This is a genomic window from Synechococcus sp. W60.1, assembly GCF_047461575.1.
Lineage (GTDB): Bacteria > Cyanobacteriota > Cyanobacteriia > Thermostichales > Thermostichaceae > Thermostichus.
Map to the genome: position 1 here is coordinate 231,523 of NZ_JANSHL010000002.1, position 15,963 is coordinate 247,485.

The 15,963-nt window shown below is 57.0% G+C and carries 21 protein-coding genes and 1 tRNA gene; 8 read left to right on the plus strand and 14 right to left on the minus strand.

Annotated features, from left to right (window positions below; genetic code table 11):
• The first annotated feature begins 13 nt into the window (after positions 1 to 13).
• A complete protein-coding gene (locus NW805_RS03165; protein ID WP_011433325.1) occupies positions 14 to 253 on the plus strand; it encodes a DUF433 domain-containing protein in 240 nt (79 codons plus the stop codon).
• Positions 253 to 423, plus strand: coding sequence for a DUF5615 family PIN-like protein (locus NW805_RS03170; RefSeq protein WP_187147225.1), 171 nt, complete (start codon positions 253 to 255; stop codon positions 421 to 423). Before NW805_RS03165 ends, NW805_RS03170 begins: the two co-directional genes overlap by 1 nt.
• Before the next feature lie 89 nt (positions 424 to 512).
• Here the strand turns inward: NW805_RS03170 and NW805_RS03175 are convergent, their stop codons facing one another.
• From NW805_RS03175 to NW805_RS03200, 6 genes are all read right to left on the minus strand, one after another.
• On the minus strand, positions 513 to 734 hold the full coding sequence (locus tag NW805_RS03175; RefSeq protein ID WP_011433323.1) for a hypothetical protein: 222 nt from the start codon (positions 732 to 734) through the stop codon (positions 513 to 515).
• Positions 735 to 772: 38 nt separating this feature from the next.
• Entirely contained in the window at positions 773 to 1,450 is a 678-nt protein-coding gene (locus NW805_RS03180; RefSeq protein ID WP_083757646.1) for an anti-phage-associated DUF3780 domain-containing protein, read from the minus strand.
• On the minus strand, positions 1,447 to 4,527 hold the full coding sequence (locus tag NW805_RS03185; RefSeq protein WP_414421610.1) for an anti-phage-associated DUF499 domain-containing protein: 3,081 nt from the start codon (positions 4,525 to 4,527) through the stop codon (positions 1,447 to 1,449). The genes NW805_RS03180 and NW805_RS03185 overlap by 4 nt, the downstream gene beginning before the upstream one ends.
• A gap of 145 nt (positions 4,528 to 4,672) precedes the next feature.
• Complete coding sequence (locus tag NW805_RS03190) at positions 4,673 to 4,867, minus strand: hypothetical protein (protein WP_011433320.1); 195 nt, start codon at positions 4,865 to 4,867, stop codon at positions 4,673 to 4,675.
• Between the two features lie 70 nt (positions 4,868 to 4,937).
• A tRNA-Ser gene (locus NW805_RS03195) sits at positions 4,938 to 5,022 on the minus strand.
• A gap of 45 nt (positions 5,023 to 5,067) precedes the next feature.
• On the minus strand, positions 5,068 to 5,202 hold the full coding sequence (locus NW805_RS03200) for a hypothetical protein (protein WP_414421611.1): 135 nt from the start codon (positions 5,200 to 5,202) through the stop codon (positions 5,068 to 5,070).
• Positions 5,203 to 5,265: 63 nt separating this feature from the next.
• On the opposite strand from NW805_RS03200, the gene NW805_RS03205 reads away from it, so the two are divergent.
• Entirely contained in the window at positions 5,266 to 5,745 is a 480-nt protein-coding gene (locus NW805_RS03205; protein WP_414421612.1) for a TerB family tellurite resistance protein, read from the plus strand.
• Here the strand turns inward: NW805_RS03205 and NW805_RS03210 are convergent.
• Positions 5,726 to 6,196, minus strand: a complete 471-nt coding sequence (locus tag NW805_RS03210) for a tetratricopeptide repeat protein (protein ID WP_414421613.1) — start codon at positions 6,194 to 6,196, stop codon at positions 5,726 to 5,728. The two genes, NW805_RS03205 and NW805_RS03210, sit on opposite strands and share 20 nt — an antisense overlap.
• A 237-nt stretch (positions 6,197 to 6,433) precedes the next feature.
• Between NW805_RS03210 and NW805_RS03215 the strand changes: the two genes are divergently transcribed.
• Both NW805_RS03215 and NW805_RS03220 read left to right on the plus strand, forming a co-directional pair.
• Positions 6,434 to 7,066: a DUF4384 domain-containing protein gene (locus NW805_RS03215; RefSeq protein ID WP_414330041.1), complete on the plus strand. Its 633-nt coding sequence runs from the start codon at positions 6,434 to 6,436 to the stop codon at positions 7,064 to 7,066.
• A gap of 187 nt (positions 7,067 to 7,253) precedes the next feature.
• Positions 7,254 to 7,649 (plus strand): DUF4346 domain-containing protein, encoded by a 396-nt coding sequence (locus tag NW805_RS03220; RefSeq protein WP_414407603.1) that lies wholly within the window; start codon positions 7,254 to 7,256, stop codon positions 7,647 to 7,649.
• A 30-nt stretch (positions 7,650 to 7,679) separates the two neighbouring features.
• Here the strand turns inward: NW805_RS03220 and groL are convergent, their stop codons facing one another.
• The 4 genes from groL to NW805_RS03240 form a co-directional block, all read right to left on the minus strand.
• The gene (groL, locus tag NW805_RS03225; protein ID WP_414357711.1) at positions 7,680 to 9,299 is read right to left on the minus strand and encodes a chaperonin GroEL; all 1,620 of its coding nucleotides are present in this window, start codon (positions 9,297 to 9,299) and stop codon (positions 7,680 to 7,682) included.
• Positions 9,300 to 9,498: 199 nt separating this feature from the next.
• The gene (locus NW805_RS03230; protein WP_414330048.1) at positions 9,499 to 9,825 is read right to left on the minus strand and encodes a 30S ribosomal protein PSRP-3; all 327 of its coding nucleotides are present in this window, start codon (positions 9,823 to 9,825) and stop codon (positions 9,499 to 9,501) included.
• An 88-nt stretch (positions 9,826 to 9,913) separates the two neighbouring features.
• A complete protein-coding gene (locus NW805_RS03235; protein WP_414421614.1) occupies positions 9,914 to 11,029 on the minus strand; it encodes an NAD(P)/FAD-dependent oxidoreductase in 1,116 nt (371 codons plus the stop codon).
• Positions 11,030 to 11,040: 11 nt separating this feature from the next.
• Complete coding sequence (locus NW805_RS03240; protein ID WP_414330053.1) at positions 11,041 to 11,520, minus strand: GNAT family N-acetyltransferase; 480 nt, start codon at positions 11,518 to 11,520, stop codon at positions 11,041 to 11,043.
• A 152-nt stretch (positions 11,521 to 11,672) separates the two neighbouring features.
• On the opposite strand from NW805_RS03240, the gene NW805_RS03245 reads away from it, so the two are divergent.
• Both NW805_RS03245 and NW805_RS03250 read left to right on the plus strand, forming a co-directional pair.
• On the plus strand, positions 11,673 to 12,383 hold the full coding sequence (locus NW805_RS03245) for a Uma2 family endonuclease (protein ID WP_414330056.1): 711 nt from the start codon (positions 11,673 to 11,675) through the stop codon (positions 12,381 to 12,383).
• An 87-nt stretch (positions 12,384 to 12,470) separates the two neighbouring features.
• Positions 12,471 to 13,103 carry a lysophospholipid acyltransferase family protein gene (locus NW805_RS03250; protein WP_414421615.1) on the plus strand — a complete coding sequence of 211 codons (633 nt, stop codon included), beginning with the start codon at positions 12,471 to 12,473 and terminating at the stop codon, positions 13,101 to 13,103.
• Here the strand turns inward: NW805_RS03250 and NW805_RS03255 are convergent.
• The gene (locus NW805_RS03255; RefSeq protein WP_414383476.1) at positions 13,072 to 13,521 is read right to left on the minus strand and encodes a (2Fe-2S) ferredoxin domain-containing protein; all 450 of its coding nucleotides are present in this window, start codon (positions 13,519 to 13,521) and stop codon (positions 13,072 to 13,074) included. The genes NW805_RS03250 and NW805_RS03255 overlap by 32 nt on opposite strands.
• Before the next feature lie 59 nt (positions 13,522 to 13,580).
• Here NW805_RS03255 and NW805_RS03260 point away from each other — a divergent pair, with 59 nt between their 5' ends.
• Positions 13,581 to 14,141, plus strand: coding sequence for a 2'-5' RNA ligase family protein (locus NW805_RS03260; protein ID WP_414373648.1), 561 nt, complete (start codon positions 13,581 to 13,583; stop codon positions 14,139 to 14,141).
• Between the two features lie 34 nt (positions 14,142 to 14,175).
• On the opposite strand, the gene gap is transcribed toward NW805_RS03260, so the two are convergent.
• Entirely contained in the window at positions 14,176 to 15,195 is a 1,020-nt protein-coding gene (gap, locus tag NW805_RS03265) for a type I glyceraldehyde-3-phosphate dehydrogenase (protein WP_414421616.1), read from the minus strand.
• A 156-nt stretch (positions 15,196 to 15,351) separates the two neighbouring features.
• A complete protein-coding gene (locus NW805_RS03270) occupies positions 15,352 to 15,912 on the minus strand; it encodes a Crp/Fnr family transcriptional regulator (RefSeq protein WP_414383478.1) in 561 nt (186 codons plus the stop codon).
• Positions 15,913 to 15,963 lie beyond the last annotated feature (51 nt).

Sequence of the window (15,963 nt, forward strand, 5' to 3'; positions counted from 1 at the left end):
AGGGCCCTAAGCCGTGAACTGGGAAGACTATATTCATTCGGATCCCGATATTCTCCTGGGTAAGCCAGTTTTCAGAGGAAGTCGCCTATCGGTGGAATTTATTTTGGGGCTATTTTCGGCAGGCTGGACGGAAAAGCAGATTTTGGAAAACTACCCTACGCTGACTCCAGAAGCACTTAGGGCTATGTTTAGCTATATCCAAGAATGTATGCGTGAAATGAACTTCTACAGTTTTTCAGATAAAGTCAGTTGATGCAATTTCTCGTCAATGAAAATTTTCCACGCTTAAGTATCTGTCTATTGCGAGATGCTGGCTTAGATGTGGCGTCGCTCTCAGAGGAAGCTCCAGGTACTAAAGATTTCGAGGTCTTGGCTAGAGCTGCACAAGAGAAGCGGATTATATTGACTTTTGATCGGGATTAGCGTCCTTTGTAAGTCTAGCTTGTCCAAATCTGGAATGGACTCTGGAAGAGCGTTAAACAACTTGCGAAACTGGGCAGTGGTGCGAGATTTCACAGTGTTTCGGGGTTTAATTCTTCCGTCTTGCCTGCTTGATACTCGGCTATTGCCTCGGCACCGAGTTTTGCTAACATATCCGCTGAAGAAGCAAAGGATTCTTCCCATCGCTGATCGTCTTCTAGCTCATCAAGAATCAGGCTGGCAATTGCATTTTGCTCCTCTGTGGGTAGAGCTTTTAACTTGCTAATCGCTTTCTCCAGCAGTTCTGTCATCATTTGCATTCTCCCAAATAGGCGGTTTTATCTAGTATAACTTAATCTCTTAGCTTTGTCGTGCCAATGGTTGCTTCACTATCCCAAAAGGGCGAGGGATCTTCTTGCAAGCAGGATAACAGGCTGAGTTGATCGGCTTCTACGGCTTCGCTACGCAAGCTATCGGAACAAGCTGGCTGGTATGGGCGCTTGACCGGAGTGGGCACACTCAGTTCCGTCAGGGGATTTTCTGTGAGGGCATAGCGCAGGGCTTTGCGCCAACCGATATTCCCGTGATCGACACCCCCTGTCGCCGCTGCTGTCATGGTGTAAAGCCACCAGCGCTCTTCTGGACGCAGCCCTCTCCAGTTGCGAATGGCATTGGGGATCGCCTCCGGTTTGGCCCGTTCTACTGCCCAAGCCAGCACCAGCAATTCCTTCCCCAGCAGACGTTCTACGAGGTTGCGGCCAGTTGTCCAACGGCTCGGATTCATTTTTTTCGCCCGCAGGCGGTCATTAAACTCTTGTTTGAGATCCTCAGCAATCTGGCTCCAGATAGACCGGCTGAGAACACAGCGCTCCGCAATGTCCGGCTGTCCGTTGATGCCCGCCTTGATGCCATAGACTTCGTAAATCAGCACAGGAGCGGTTCTGCCGGCAGGTATTTCGACCACAAAGTGGTGGGGATCAACGGTTTTGGGACAGCCGAACCCCACCGTCTCCCATTTTTTATCGCTCACTGCTCTACCTCTCCCGGCTCAGGATTGATTTCCAACCGATGCAAAAAGACTTCCAAATCGTGGCCGCTGCTAAAGTGTAGGTCGTCCAAGCGCAGACTCACCTCTGCCGTCTCATTGCCCAAAGCCTGACGTGCTATCGCAATAAACTGCTCAATGTCTTCCGCTTTTACCACCATATCGCTTCCAAACCGGGTGGTGATGGCTCGGTTCCCTTCCCCCACGGTTAGGGAGATCCCACCTGCCAGTCGCACACCCAAAGCCTTGCTCTGATTGATGGCCGTATAACTCGCCTTATTTCCTTGCAGGTTGAGGCGCTTGTGCAGCTTAGCCGGTTTGTTTTTGTCAATCACCGGCCCTTTTTGGTCGAGCGCCGGGATCGTGAAGTTGCGAGTGGTGCTCACCCCTTGATCTTCGGCGTAGGCATAGATGGTAACGGCTTCTGATCCCTCTAGTTCGATGGGGCCAGTGTAGAGGGTGCCTTCCCGTGGGTTAATGCCCGTGGTGTTCCAGCGAATTTGACCACGGGGTTTCACGGTTAGCTCTACGGTGCGCTTGCCGCCGCCAATACGAGGCTGGTGGGTGAGGGTCAGCGTATTCTTCCAAGCATAGACATCCCCTGTCTCGTGCCGGCCATCCGGGTCAATGGCGACAAACCACAGGGCAGTGGCATCGGTTGTCCAGATCGTATCGGGCACCACAGGGCTGTTGGCATCCACATTGGGCGTGTAGCTGTAGTGAACACGGCCATTTTTGCCCGCATCTCGAGGCAGAATTTCCAAGGTAGCCGTACCGGTGCGGTCATCGTATTCTCGCTGGGTGATGGCTACGGATGTGCGGGGGGGCGGAAAGGGCCCCTTTTCGATGTATCCATCTTCGGTGTACCGCCAGCGACCTTGGCTGACGGCTATCTGCCGCAGGGTATCCATTCCTTTGGGGGGCAACCAGGGCCAGCGCTCGTTGGTGATGGTGCGGGAAACCACGTCTCGCCAAGGGATACGCCGCTCTCCCCCTGCCGGCCACAACAGGTCTTCTGCTCGCGACAGCAACGCCTCGGCATTGGCTTCCACATCGACATACAGCTTGGATGCACCGACATCGGATAGGGCTTTTTCGATCTGCTCTTCAGCATGGAAGGTATTGCCCGTAAAGGTCATGGAGAGCTTGGTAGGAGTCAGTTTGCCCTTGATGGGGTAATAGACCCGATTGAACAGGCTGACCACAGTGGCGTTAAAGTCGTAGGCGGCTTGTTCGGCCTCTTCCTCCAGTTCTGCTTTGTGGGGGGATTTGTCTCCACCGGTTTCTTCCAGTACTCGGGCAACGGCCCACAAACGACGGGTTTTGTCTTCTAGGCTGGCCAGATTGGAGCCATCTCCGGTAACCACACAAAAGTTGTTCTTCTCGGGAACACTTTCCCAAAACTGCTGGGCCTCTTCTGGGGGTGTTTTGCTGTCTGGGCTGAGTACCAGGCACACCCGCGGGCCATTGAGGCGAATCTCATCAATTTTGGGCAGGGCTTGCACCTCTTGATAGGCAATCCGCCGTTGGGGTCGGAAAATTTCTTCCAGCCGCCGCTTCATTTCCGCATCAATTTTCGGCTGGGGAGCGTTGCGGGCACGGCTATCAATGCGCTTACGCAGGTTCTCGATGTTGGAAAAGTACCAAGCATCGTTTTCTTTGCGGTGCAGGTACCAGGCGTTGGCACGGAACGCTTGAAAAGCATCCTGAAATTCGCTGACATTCCGCTGAGGAGCTACTAGGTATTCCAAAAATTGCCCCTCGGTAAAGCCTTTCACGGCATCGACTGATTCAGACAGAGAGGCAGTCAACAGCAGGGCAGCAATCTGACTGGCAGCATCATGGCCCAGTTTTTGATCCACCAGTTCAGCGACAGCAGTGCCATTGGCCGCAATATCGTGGGCAATCGCTCCCTGTAGATTGCTGATTTTGTTGATCTCTTCCCGCACATCTGGGATGTTGAGGTTCAGATGCTGGCAACCGATCAGGTAGACATCGTTGCTGGGACGCTCCCATACCGACTGGATTATTTTTGAAACAAACTGCATCAAGCCGCGAGTTTGACGGTAGCTTTCGTTTTCCTTAAATAGGGCAATGATGTGCTTAACCGAAGGATGGAAAGGGTAAGAAGCATGAATTTCGGCGGCAATTTGTTCGGCAGTTTTGGCAATTGATTTGGCTCTGGCTGCATCTCCCAGCACTTTTGCGTAGGCAGAAGCAACTGCATCAATGGTTTGTACATCGGGCAGGGAGCTAAATAGCCGCTTGCGGAGAATGTCGTAAATTTCCGATGTGCCCAGGTCTACCGGTGTGATGGATCGCGCTTGGCGGTTGGTTTCTTGAGCGAAGTTACCGATTGCTTTTTGCAGTTCCCGTGAGGCTCCTTCGTAGCTGCCGGATAGGTTGGAAATGACAATGCAGCAGCGCTTTAACTTCAAGGCGGCACTCAGCAGGTTCGATAGGGCGTAGGTTGTCACTTGCGCCAATGTACCTCCGCCCACCATGCGGGTAATGGCGTAGTCGAAGTAGGGCGGCAGCTCGTCCAATAGAATGAGGGTGGGTTCATCTCCAATTAAATCAATCCAATCCTGCTCACTGGGGGCATCTGCTCCGTGCTGCCAAAATTTGACAAAAGCCTCTTCTTTCCCCAGTTGCCGGGCAATCTCTCCCCAAATAAACCGTTGCTCGAACTTGAGGCGTCCATTGATGGCAACCAGTTTAGCGTCGGCAAAAGGAGCATCTTGAGTGATGTTTGGCACAACCTCGGCACGCAAAGCGGCATCCCGCGCCAGCAACCCTAGGGCAATCATGGAGTGGGTTTTACCACCCCCCATCGCCTGTTTGAGTTCAAACACCGCTTGGTCGGAGCGACCTGCCAGCCGTTTGAGCCCCTGACGCAGCAACAGATCCATCCCGCGGGTAATGTGGTTTTTGGCGAAGAATGCCCGGGCATCCTCTGCTGTATGCTCGATAACATTCGACAGATTTTCAATTTGCTCAACTATGGCGTAGTTCAAGGCCATAGGATGAATTTGACAAACGTCTTTGACGGTGGGAATCATTGCGGCTAGCTCCTGCTACCCAAGATGGTGACCCTCTCTTCAACTAAAGGAACTGTGGGGGGTGTTCAGTATTTAGCAGAGCTGACACAGGCAGGCAAGGGCGGCTGTTCGATATTCATGTCCCGCCTTGTTTGGGATGCGACGGTCAGGATGGGGATCCCTCTGTGAGGATTTGGTTAACCTTTTCTGTCCACTGGGGATCTTCAGGTGCAATCACTATGCTCTTGGGTCGGGATCCCAGTTCCCGATAGATGGGCTCCACTGCGGGAGTGCCCCGCAACTGCCAAGCTATGTCTTTGAGCTGTTGAGTGGTCAAGGTCGATAAATCAAGGATGGTCATGTGGATAGCTCCCCCTCTGGGCCAGTGAATCTCTGTAGCTGCGGCCCGTTGGGCATCACCTCCAGGTAAGCGGAGAGGGTGGGATTCGAACCCACGGTGGCGTGAACCACGGCAGTTTTCAAGACTGCTTCCTTAAACCGCTCGGACACCTCTCCAAACTGCTGGGATCCCCAGGCTTTACTTATGTTACGCAATGGGCTTCAGGCTGTGCAATCGCTGCCGACCACAACCCCCACAGACTTATCGGATCCCCTCGGCAAAAGCCCCCCTTCGACCGGGTAGGCGGCACCTATCTTGACTTGAGCCAAAGCCAGCAGCCATCGAGCAGATACCAAACTTAACCAGAAGGGTCCAGGATCCCCTTCTACACTGGCAGATAAGCCACCCCAGGAGGATATATGCCCACTCCACCCCCGCCCGGCATTACTCCCAAGCAGATGAATCTGCTGCGAGCCGTCACTGCGATGGCCTGGTCTGATGGTGCGCTAGAGGCTGCGGAAGTAGAACTCATCGCCCAGCAACTCTCTCAGCATTTTGCTTCGGATCCCGACCAGCGGGCCAGCTTGGCGCAAGAGATCCGCCAGTACCTAGTGCAGCAAGTCCCGTTGGAGGAGGTGCTGTCGAAAATCGGCGATGAGGCCGAGAAGCGTCTCATCCTCAAGTTGGGCTACCTGGTGATTGCCGCCAGCGCTCGCAGCCCGGAGGAGCCCGTGGTGAATCTGGAAGAGCTGGATGCTTTTCGGCAGTTGGTGGAAAAGCTGCAACTGTCACCGGCAGTGGTGCAACAGGTCTCTCAAGAGGCAGAGGCTGAGCTGGGGGATCCCAGCATTGCGCCGATTGAAGTCTTGGTGCAGGGGTTTACCCGCCACTGCCGCTAGAGACCTGAGTGGACGCCTGATGGTTGCGAATGGCCCGCTTGACCAAATTGAGGAAGGCAAAGGCCCGTTGGTCGGTGGGATCCAAGCGCATCACCGCTTGAAAGGCTGCTTCTGCCTGCTGTAGAACGGCCAGATCGATTTGTCCGTCCTCATCGGCTTCCAGTTGGGCCTTTTGCAAGAGGAGGGCCCCTCGATTGTAATGGGCTGCCACATGGTTGGGATCTGCCGCCAAAACGGCTTCCAGCTCTGTCAGGGCCGGATCCAGATAGCCGCTCATGCCCAGTACCCAGGCCAGCTTGTAACGAGCTTCGGTATGGGTTGGATCGGCAGCAACCGCCTGGCGAAACGCTTGGATGGCAGCCTGGAAATCGCCCGCTTGTACCGCTGCGATGCCTTCTTGGTAGCTGTCGTGAGCCATGAGCAAGTTGGGGGTTGACTGGGAAGCTGGCATGAGGAAGGGATCCCTTACCTGTAGATTAACCCTTGCCAAACCGGTGGCTCCCAATTCCCATCCCAGGTACCGAGAACAGAGCCGTGCCCCCGCTGGTTTACCGTCTTTTCCCTCTTGGGGGTGCCATCTGCAGCAGGAGAAACTGCCGCGGCAAGAGATTGGAGATTGCGCAAAGCCTGACCCGCATAACCTGCGCCCCTTCCTAGGATGAACATAGCCATCGATTGGGTGTGAACCATGAATGCCAAACTGCTTTTCCTACCGCTGGCTTTGGGGCTGTCTGTGGCTCCGACCACCGCTGTTTTTCCGCAAACCCTAGGCATCTACCCTCCTTTACAAAGGCTGCAACTGGCCGATACTCGTCAGTTGGATGTTGGCACCCGCTCCATCATTGTCAACCCCGTTCCTTCCGACCTGCGGGTGAATCTGGAGCTGGATCGGCACGGGTCTAACCCCATCTACCGGCCTGGCGAGCCGATTGCCATTACCCTGAGCACCAACCGCGATGCCTACGTTTACCTGTTCAGCATCCAAGCCGATGGCCGTACCCATCTGATTTTGCCCAACCGCTTTTCCGGTGGCAACGAGTTTCTGCGGGCCGGAGAAGTGCGCACCTTCCCGCCGCCAGGGGCCAGCTATCGGTTGACCATCGCTCCACCCTTCGGCCAAGCCCAGGTGTTAGCGGTGGCATCCCCCCGTCCGCTGAACTTCCAGGAGATTGCCTCTTTTGAGCAGAGTGGCTCCTTTGCCGACGTGCGGGTGCGGGGATCCCAACTGGGCAATGCCATTGCCCGCGCCATCATCGTCGAGGGGATCCCTTCCGACCAGTGGGTGACGGCCACCCGATTCTATCGGGTTGCCCCGCGCTAATCCAAGCTCTGAGAACTTGGGTTAGGGGAGCCGCACAGGATCCCATTGGATTGGGTGCATGACCAGGCCGGGAAGGGAGTCAACTCTCCCAAAGGTTGCCTAAAGATTGGGTTCATCTGCCACAATGAGAGCAGCCAAAAGTAGTCCCGGCTACGTTTCTCCTGTGTGGTTCTGGGTCAGCCGTTCTATGTCCCCTTCCTCCAATCCCCTGAGCGAGCAGATTCGCAGTATCGACGACCATCTCTCCCGCCGCCCCCTGGATCTGGATCCGGCGGGCTATTTCGTCATCTACTTGGATCGGGAGCAGAACCTCATTTGCGCCAAGTACTACAGCACCGTCATCAATGAGCGGGGGCTGGCCACCGATCCGGAGACAGGAGCTGTGATCCCAGCCAAGGGCTCCGTCAACCGATCCCCTGAACGGGTGTATGTTGGGCGCACGGCCAAAGAACTGTGTGTACAGATCTTTGAAAAGGAGCAGGAGAGAGTGGTCTCCCAGCTCAGCCATGCGGCCTACTTGGGCAGGGAGTTTCAAAAAGCCGAAGCTGCCCTGATCTCTGGCGAGGAGTACATCCAAGACTAATCCCTTCCCAGAAAGCTCACTTTCGCAAGACTACATCATCCCCTTAGGTGCAGAGCCAGCCGCCGGCTTGGGCTCAGGCTTTTCCACCACAATCGCTTCGGTTGTGAGGTACATTCCGGCTATGGAAGCCGCGTTTTGCAGCGCTGAGCGCACCACTTTGGCCGGATCGACGATCCCCTGGGCAAACATATCCACATAGGTTCCGCTCAGGGCATCGAAGCCAAAGGGCATCTCCTTCTCCAAAACCTTTTCCACCACCACTGACCCTTCCAGACCGGCATTGTGGGCAATCTGAAAGAGAGGGGCCTGCAAGGCTCGGTAAACAATTTCTGCCCCCACCTGTTCTTCGGCATTCAACTTGGCCTTGAAAGCCGGGATCCCTTTGGAGAGGTGCAATAGCGTCGCCCCGCCGCCAGGGACGATCCCTTCTTCCACCGCAGCTCGGGTGGCATTCAGGGCATCCTCAATGCGCAGCTTGCGATCTTTGAGTTCTGTTTCAGTGGCAGCCCCCACTTTGATCACCGCCACTCCCCCGGCTAACTTGGCGATGCGTTCTTGCAGTTTCTCGCGGTCGTACTCGGAATCGGTGGTTTCCAGTTGCTTGCGAATTTGAGCCACCCGCTTTTCCACCGCCGCCTTGGTGCTGCCATCGGTCACAATGGTGGTCTTGTCTTTGGTGACAGTGATCTTGCGGGCCACCCCCATCATGTCCAGGGTGACCTTATCCAGCTTGATGCCAACATCCTCAGAGATGAGCTGCCCGCCGGTGAGAATGGCGATATCTTCCAGCATGGCTTTGCGCCGATCCCCAAAAGCCGGAGCCTTGACCGCCACCGCATTGAGTACCCCCCGCAGGCGGTTCACCACCAATGTGGCCAGAGCCTCTCCCTCCACATCCTCCGCAATGACCAGAAGAGGCCGACCCTCGCGGGCCACCCGCTCTAGGATGGGCACCAGATCTTGCAGGCTGGAGATCTTGTTGCTGGTAATCAGCAGATAAGCATTCTCATACTCGGCCACCATCCGCTCCGAGTCTGTGACGAAATAGGGGGAAATGTAGCCGCGGTCAAACTGCATCCCCTCCACCACGTCCAACTCGGTTTCCAGCGACTTGGATTCTTCGACCGTGATCACCCCATCTCGCCCTACAGCATCCATGGCCTTGGCGATCATCTCTCCCACTTCGCTGTCATTGCCAGCAGAGATAGTGGCTACTTCGGCGATGGTTTTACGGCCTTCCACAGGCTTGGCATGAGCTGCAATTTGCTCCACCAAGTAGGCAGTGGTCTTTTCAATGCCGCGCCGCAGAGCCACAGGGTTGGCGCCCGCCGAGATGTTTTTGAGCCCTTCCCGCACCATGCTTTGGGCCAGGATGGTGGCTGTGGTGGTACCATCTCCGGCCACATCGTTGGTCTTAGAGGCCACTTCCCGCATCAACTGGGCGCCTGTGTTCTCCAAAGGATCGGCCAACTCAATTTCCTTGGCAATCGTGACCCCGTCGTTGACGATTTGGGGGGCACCAAACTTCTTCTCCAAGACCACGTTGCGTCCTTTGGGGCCAATCGTAACCTTGATTGCATCCGCCAGTTGGTTGATGCCCTGCTCCAATGCCTTGCGGGCCTCTTCTCTAAACAGAATCCGCTTTGCCATAGAATCCGCGATCCTCGTAAGTCTGACTGGGCTCCTACTTTGGGTACTGCCAGGCGGAGTGGGGTTCCCAGGAATCCTCCGGCTCGGCTAGCAGGGAGTTAGCACTCTAAACTCCCGAGTGCCAATCTAGCTCAAAGACGGGAGCCTGAGCAAGATGGGCAGATCCGGAGTCACGTTTTGGCTGACAGGGGGGAGAGGGCTAGGAGTTGCCGCCGATCAGGATGTCGGGAAACTGGGCCTGGGCTTCGCTGATGGGGCGGTTGCGCCCGCCGTTTTGCCAGTAGTTGATGAGTTCGGTGGCTCGGTTAAGCAGCTCGATGCGATCCACTTCGCTGATCCAAGTTTTGCTTTCCAGCTCAGCCTTAAGCTGCTCCCAAGCGTCATCCCGCGGCCAGAAAAAGTAGTGGGTGAGGGGGCTGCGGTTTTTGGCCACCACCTGATCGACGGCAATAGCCAAATCGTTTTCCAACCAGAGGGCTTTTAGGGCGAACTTCGGCAAGGCTCTCTTCTCCTTTGGGCTACTCAACGGACGATCCGATCCTAACCAGGCAGCCTTTCATTCTGACATATGTCCTGTCCATCGGCGGGCCGAGAGCCGGAAGATGGATACGGGCTCAGCCCTGTCTGGGGGCAAAGGGCCCTAGATCACAGAGGGCTGTTTCCCCTTTCAGTACCAAGTCCCGCAGGATGGCGGCGCTGATCGGGGCCAGCAACACTCCATTGCGATAATGGCCGGTGGCAATGAGCAGATTGGCGTAGCCAGGAGCCCAACCCAGGATGGGGGCGCGCTGTCCCACTGGTCGAGGCCGATGGCCGGCCCAATGATCCAACAAAGTTGCTTCGGCCAAAGCCGGGCAGAGTCGGATGGCGCGGGCCAGCAGATCTTGTAGCGCCAGCAGCGTCGGCTCGGGATGAGGGGCCTGAAATTCCACTGTTGCCCCCACCCACAGGGATCCATCCCCCAGGGGAACCAGATGCAGATCCGCGTCGGTGACCACGGGCCCCAGGGGGATCCCGGGGGCTTTGACCCGCAGGGCCTGACCTTTGACCGCTTGCAGCGGCACCTGCAGCCCCAGCTCTTTGGCCAGAGGAGAGCTGCCCAGACCTGCCGCCAGGATGACGTGCCCTGCCGAGAGGGTGAGAGCGGGCGTGTAAACCGTTTGCAGGCGAAAGGGGGGATCCGAGCTGCGCTGAATCTTCTGGACAGGCTGGTGGAAGAAAAAGCGGGATCCCTTGCGTTGGGCTGCTTCCAAGAGAGCCTGGGTTAGGAGCTTGGGTTGGACTTGTCGATCCTGGGGAGAGTAGATGGCCGCCGCCAGGTCGCTGCGCAGGCCGGGCTGCAGGGATCCCACTTCGGCAGGGCTGAGCAGATCTAGGCGGTAACCTGCTTGTCGGCGGGCCGCCAGGGTCTCTTGCCAAGCTTCCACTTCCTCCTCCCTGAGGAGTTTGAGAATGCCGCGCCGATTGACGGGCAAACTCCGGCCCAGGTCTTCCTCCAGCCGCGCGATTAGGGGATCGAACAGCTCCAGGCTTTTCAGGCGAAGCTGAACCGTCTCCCCACCCGCTTGCCGACTGGAAATGCCCACCAATACCCCCAGAGCTGCCCCTGTCGAGCCGGCGGCAGGATCCCCGGCATCCACTCCAATGACCGACAGCCCAGCTGTGGCCAATTCGTAGGCAATGGCACAGCCCACCACTCCACAGCCAATCACCAACGCATCACAGTTCAACAGCCCGACCCTCAACGGAGACGCTTTTCGTAGTGATACTCCACAGAGTTGCTGCGATCGTGCAATTCACGAATTTCCGGCAGACGCACATAGCCGAGCCGCTCATAAACCCGATGAGCCGTCGTGAAGCGAGTATCTGTCCACAGATGCAGAGAGTCCGCCTGCTGCTGCCGAGCCGCAAACTCGGCCTGTTCAATCAAACGCCGACCCAAACCCCGACCGCGCACTGCGGGCAGAGTGTAGAGTTTTTTCAGCTCCATGCGCCCAGGGATCCCATCGGGCACAAGGCCGACACAGCCGACCACTTGATCCTGATGCTGCGCCACCCAAAGGGATCCCCCCATCTCCGCGAAAGCTGTGGCAGGCTGAAGCAACTCCGGCACCTCTTCGATGTCCAATACACAGCCTGGATACTCCGCAAAGACCACTTGCAAAATGTGGAGCAGAGCCGCACTGTCCGAGTTTTCCGCAGGACGGATGTCGATCTGCATCGAGCAGCGAAGAAAAAGAAATCATCGTTAAGTAAAGCTTTCTCGATTGTACCTGGGCTTGCTCGAGGACTCTGTTTTCTCTGTTTCTCAGGGAGCAGAGGATCCCTGAGGTGAGCAGCTAAGATCGCTAGCATCCCCAACCCCATCTGCCCATGGATACTGAACTGCTGGTTCCCGACGTCGCCGATCTCGTAACAGAGGATGATACCCCGGTGGATAACTTTGCCTCGGAAAAACAGCAGCGCCTCCTGACTGGAGCTCTCTACAGCGCTTTGCGCGGCAAAACCTTTTTAGCAGCGGCAAATGTAGGCATCTACACCGCCATCGGTCGGCCCCCAATTGTGCCGGATGTTTTTCTCAGCCTGGACGTCACGGTGCCGGAGCAATGGTGGGAGAAGCAAAACCGTTGCTACCTGCTCTGGCAATTTGACAAGCCGCCGGATGTGGTGATCGAGATCGTCTCCAACCGCGAAGGCGACGAGCTGGAAGGCAAGCTGAGCCGTTATGAGCAGATGCGAGTTAGCTACTACGCGGTCTTCGATCCCAATCATGAGCTGGGGCCAGAGGAGTTGCGCATTTTCGAACTGCGGGGCCGCCACTACGCGGAAATGACCGAGACCTGGCTAGAACAGGTGGGGCTGGGCCTGACGGTGTGGGAAGGCGTTTTTGAGGGGAAACAAGCTCGCTGGCTGCGCTGGTGTGATGCCCAAGGGCAGTTGCTGCTGACCGGCGATGAACGGGCTGAGTTGGAGCGGGAACGGGCCGAGCAAGAACGCCAAAGGGCGGAGCGAGAACATCAACGGGCGGAGCGTCTGGCGGCAAGATTGCGGGCTTTGGGTGAGGATCCCGATTTGGAGAGCTGAAGCCCAGGGATCTCCTTCAGCACCCACCCTCCACTACACTCAGAGAGGGAACTGCTGCCGGAGTGGCAGGGATCGTTGGACTCACAGATGGGTTATCGCCGCCGGGATTGGTTGGCCTACTGGCTGCTCAAGTGGCTGGTGGTCAACCCCTTGTTTCGGGGACTGTATTTTGGGCGCACCTATGGGCAGGAAAACGTGCCTCGCCAGGGATCCCTCATCGTCGTCAGCAACCACGCCAGCCATTTGGATCCGCCGCTGGTGGCCAATGCGGTGCGCCGCCCGGTGGCCTTCATGGCCAAGGAAGAGCTGTTTCGGGTGCCGGGGCTGAAGCAGGTGATCCAGCTCTACGGCGCCTACCCGGTCAAAAGAGGCGGCTCTGACCGCGCTGCCCTGCGGGCCACGGAAGCAGCTTTGGCGCAGGGATGGGCGGTAGGGATCTTTTTGAATGGCACTCGTACCCCCGATGGCCGCATTCCTCAGCCCCACTTGGGAGCGGCCTTGGTTGCAGCCCGCACCCAAACGCCTCTGCTGCCTGTAGCCCTTTGGGGCACGGAAAAGGTCTTGCCCAAGGGATCCCGGTGGCCGCGTTTGTTCTGCCCCATCACGGTGCGCATTGGCAACGTGATTCCCCCCCCCGCTTCCAGCGATAAGGCCGATTTGCAGCGGGTGACGGCAGAGTGCGTGCAGGCTATCCATGTCCTTTTGGATCAGGGGCGCTGAGGGTATCTTGGGCTACCAGATACTCAACAACAGGGATCCCTCCCAAGATGTGCTTTTGAAGAATCTCCTCCACCACCTCCGGCGTGACCGAGTGGTACCAAAACCCACCGGGATACACCAGCAACACAGGGCCAGGAACAGCATAGTCGCATGCCCGCAGGCAGTTGGCTTTGGTGCGGTGTACCCGCAGGGATCCCCCGCTCCCGATTTCCAGGTTCAATTCCTTGATCCGCGATTTCAAATAGTCCCAGGCTTCCAATCCCACAGCTTTCTCACAACATTTGGGCTTGGTTTGATCTGCACACAGGAACAAGTGCCACTGATAGGTTGGAATAGAGGCCGGATGGGAATCTTGACCTGGGGATCCGGTTGCCGAGGAGGGATCCAGGATAGGGGAAGAAGCGACAGGACGCGACATAACAAGATGTTTGGGCTTGGCTACAGTTGCATTATCCCCTGTTCTTTAGGTTCTTACCGATGCTGGTGGATAACCCCAAGCAGCGACTGTTTCTTGCTCTGCTCCCCCCTCCAGCACTGCAAGAGCAGGTGACAGCCATCAAACAGCAGTTTGCCGAGCAATTTGCCAGCCAAGCGGCCCTGCGCTCGCCTCCCCACATCACTCTGGTGCCGCCGTTCGAGTGGCCCAGTTCCGATCTGCCGGCCTTGACGGGATCCCTAGAGGCCTTTGCCAAGCAGCAAACTCCCGTCGCCATCCAGTTATCCGGCTTTGGGGCCTTCGCGCCGCGTGTCATTTTTATTCACGTCGTGCCCTCCCCAGAACTGCAGCAGCTACAAGCTCAAGCCCATCACCACATGGGGCTCCTTCTCAACCGGAAAGAAACGACCGCTCAAGCCCGTCCGTTTGTGCCCCACATAACCGTGGCCTTCCGAGACCTAACCCCCGCCCACTTTCGCGCCGCCTGGCCAGAGTTCAAGACGCGTTCTTTCCAGAGTGCGTTTGTAGCGTCAGCTTTGACGCTCCTCCTCCACGACGGCAAACGTTGGCAGGTTTTTGCCCAGTTCTCGATGGGGGAATAATGGGGAACAGAAGAGGGTTGCCAACCGAAGCAGCCTACTCCACCCAGTGAGCGGCCATGTATTCCGCCAAGTCCAACACCCGCTGGGAGTAGCCCCACTCGTTGTCGTACCAAGCCATGACCTTGACCAGATCCCCATCCAGCACACTGGTCATCTCCGCATCCACAATGGCCGAGCAGTCGTGGCCGCGGTAGTCGATGGAGACCAAGGGAATATCCGAGTAGGCGAGGATCCCTTTCATCGTGGTTTCCGAGGCTTCCTTCAGGGCAGCGTTTACCTCCTCGGCAATCACGCGCCGCTCCGTCTGCACCACCAAGTCCACCAGAGACACATTGGGCGTGGGAACCCGTACCGCCACCCCATTCAGCTTGCCTTTCAGCTCCGGGATCACCAAAGCCACCGCCTTGGCAGCCCCCGTAGTGGTGGGCACCATGCTCAATGCTGCTGCCCGGGCCCGCCGCAGATCGCGGTGACCACCATCTAAGATCCGCTGGTCGCCGGTGTAACTGTGGGTGGTGGTCATGGTGGCACGGAGGACGCCGAACTTGTCCAGCAACACCTTGATGATCGGGGCAAGGCAGTTGGTGGTGCAGCTGGCGTTGCTGACAATGTTGTGCCGCACCGGGTCGTAGGTGTGTTGATTAACACCGTAGACAAACGTGGGAATGTCTCCCCCCTTGGCCGGGGCGGTGATCACCACCTTTTTGGCCCCCGCTTCTATGTGCTTAGAGGCACCCTGGTAGTCGACAAAAACACCTGTAGCTTCAATAACAAGATCCACCTTCCACTCTTTCCAGGGCAGGTTGCTGGGGTTGCGGTCGGAAACAGCATAGATATGCTTGCCGTTCACCACCAAACCGTTTTCTGCAGGCTCAACGTCTGCTCCCTGCAACGGCCCAAGGATGGAATCGTACTTGAGCAGGTGGGCAGCCGTGCGAGCATCTGAGGTGTCGTTGATGGCAACAATGTCCAGGTTGGACTGGGAGCGACCCAGCCAACAGCGCAAAAAGTTGCGACCAATGCGACCAAACCCGTTGATGGCTACCCTAACCACTGCTCCTGACCTCGCTGCTTGAAATCTCTTGGGGGCTGCTGCTTAGCACATGATATCGCAACCCCTGAACATTCTGAAGACAAAATTTGGGATCCAAGGGGTTGTCTTCGTGGACGTTGACCTGCAAACCTATGCGGAGCAGGGATTGAGCCTCTTTCAAGCGGGATAGCGCTGGTGCAGCAGAGCCATAGCCGAGGCTACATTTTCTACCCCTCGCTGCTCCAGAAGATCCGTGAACATACTATCCAGCCAGTAAAGGTGCTCGCTGATGATCTGGCTCCAGGCGCGGTAGAGTTTCACCTGGACTTCCAGAGGCAACAGGATCAGCCCCTCGTTGGAGAGGCGCAGGGTCTGCACCTCGGTTATGGTCACTGCTGTAAAGGAGCGCCGCCGTCCCGTCAGCAGAGAAAGTTCCCCAAACAAACGCCCGGCGTGCAGCGTAGCCAGCCAATAATCTCCCGGATGTCGCACATATTGGCGACGCAGCTCCACCACTCCACTGAGGATCATGTACAGGTCACTGCTGGGATCCCCCTCTTGAAAGATCACCTGGCCAGGAGAGAAGCAGCTGGGCAACAGGGCTGCCGTCAGCGCCTTCCACTCGGCATCTTCCAAAGATTGGAAGAGCAAGTGCTCGCGAACACGCTCAAACGGATAACGGGGGCTGCTCATGATGTCGGTGGGCCAGAGGGGTACCTGAGGCCGGCTCCGTTTCATCCTACCGCTGCCGGCAGGGTATTGGGAGATGGGAGAGAGTTGTCCCCAAAG

What these genes read in the sequence shown, in the direction of transcription:
- NW805_RS03260 (WP_414373648.1), top strand. Translation starts at nt 13,581, where the DNA reads ATGCTGGTGGATAACCCCAAGCAGCGACTGTTTCTTGCTCTGCTCCCC.
- NW805_RS03215 (WP_414330041.1), top strand. Translation starts at nt 6,434, where the DNA reads ATGAATGCCAAACTGCTTTTCCTACCGCTGGCTTTGGGGCTGTCTGTG.
- NW805_RS03210 (WP_414421613.1), bottom strand. Translation starts at nt 6,196, where the DNA reads ATGCCAGCTTCCCAGTCAACCCCCAACTTGCTCATGGCTCACGACAGC.
- NW805_RS03220 (WP_414407603.1), top strand. Translation starts at nt 7,254, where the DNA reads ATGTCCCCTTCCTCCAATCCCCTGAGCGAGCAGATTCGCAGTATCGAC.
- NW805_RS03170 (WP_187147225.1), top strand. Translation starts at nt 253, where the DNA reads ATGCAATTTCTCGTCAATGAAAATTTTCCACGCTTAAGTATCTGTCTA.
- groL (WP_414357711.1), bottom strand. Translation starts at nt 9,299, where the DNA reads ATGGCAAAGCGGATTCTGTTTAGAGAAGAGGCCCGCAAGGCATTGGAG.
- NW805_RS03245 (WP_414330056.1), top strand. Translation starts at nt 11,673, where the DNA reads ATGGATACTGAACTGCTGGTTCCCGACGTCGCCGATCTCGTAACAGAG.
- NW805_RS03250 (WP_414421615.1), top strand. Translation starts at nt 12,471, where the DNA reads ATGGGTTATCGCCGCCGGGATTGGTTGGCCTACTGGCTGCTCAAGTGG.
- NW805_RS03175 (WP_011433323.1), bottom strand. Translation starts at nt 734, where the DNA reads ATGATGACAGAACTGCTGGAGAAAGCGATTAGCAAGTTAAAAGCTCTA.
- NW805_RS03255 (WP_414383476.1), bottom strand. Translation starts at nt 13,521, where the DNA reads ATGTCGCGTCCTGTCGCTTCTTCCCCTATCCTGGATCCCTCCTCGGCA.
- NW805_RS03190 (WP_011433320.1), bottom strand. Translation starts at nt 4,867, where the DNA reads ATGACCATCCTTGATTTATCGACCTTGACCACTCAACAGCTCAAAGAC.
- NW805_RS03205 (WP_414421612.1), top strand. Translation starts at nt 5,266, where the DNA reads ATGCCCACTCCACCCCCGCCCGGCATTACTCCCAAGCAGATGAATCTG.
- NW805_RS03270 (WP_414383478.1), bottom strand. Translation starts at nt 15,912, where the DNA reads ATGAAACGGAGCCGGCCTCAGGTACCCCTCTGGCCCACCGACATCATG.
- NW805_RS03240 (WP_414330053.1), bottom strand. Translation starts at nt 11,520, where the DNA reads ATGCAGATCGACATCCGTCCTGCGGAAAACTCGGACAGTGCGGCTCTG.
- NW805_RS03185 (WP_414421610.1), bottom strand. Translation starts at nt 4,527, where the DNA reads ATGATTCCCACCGTCAAAGACGTTTGTCAAATTCATCCTATGGCCTTG.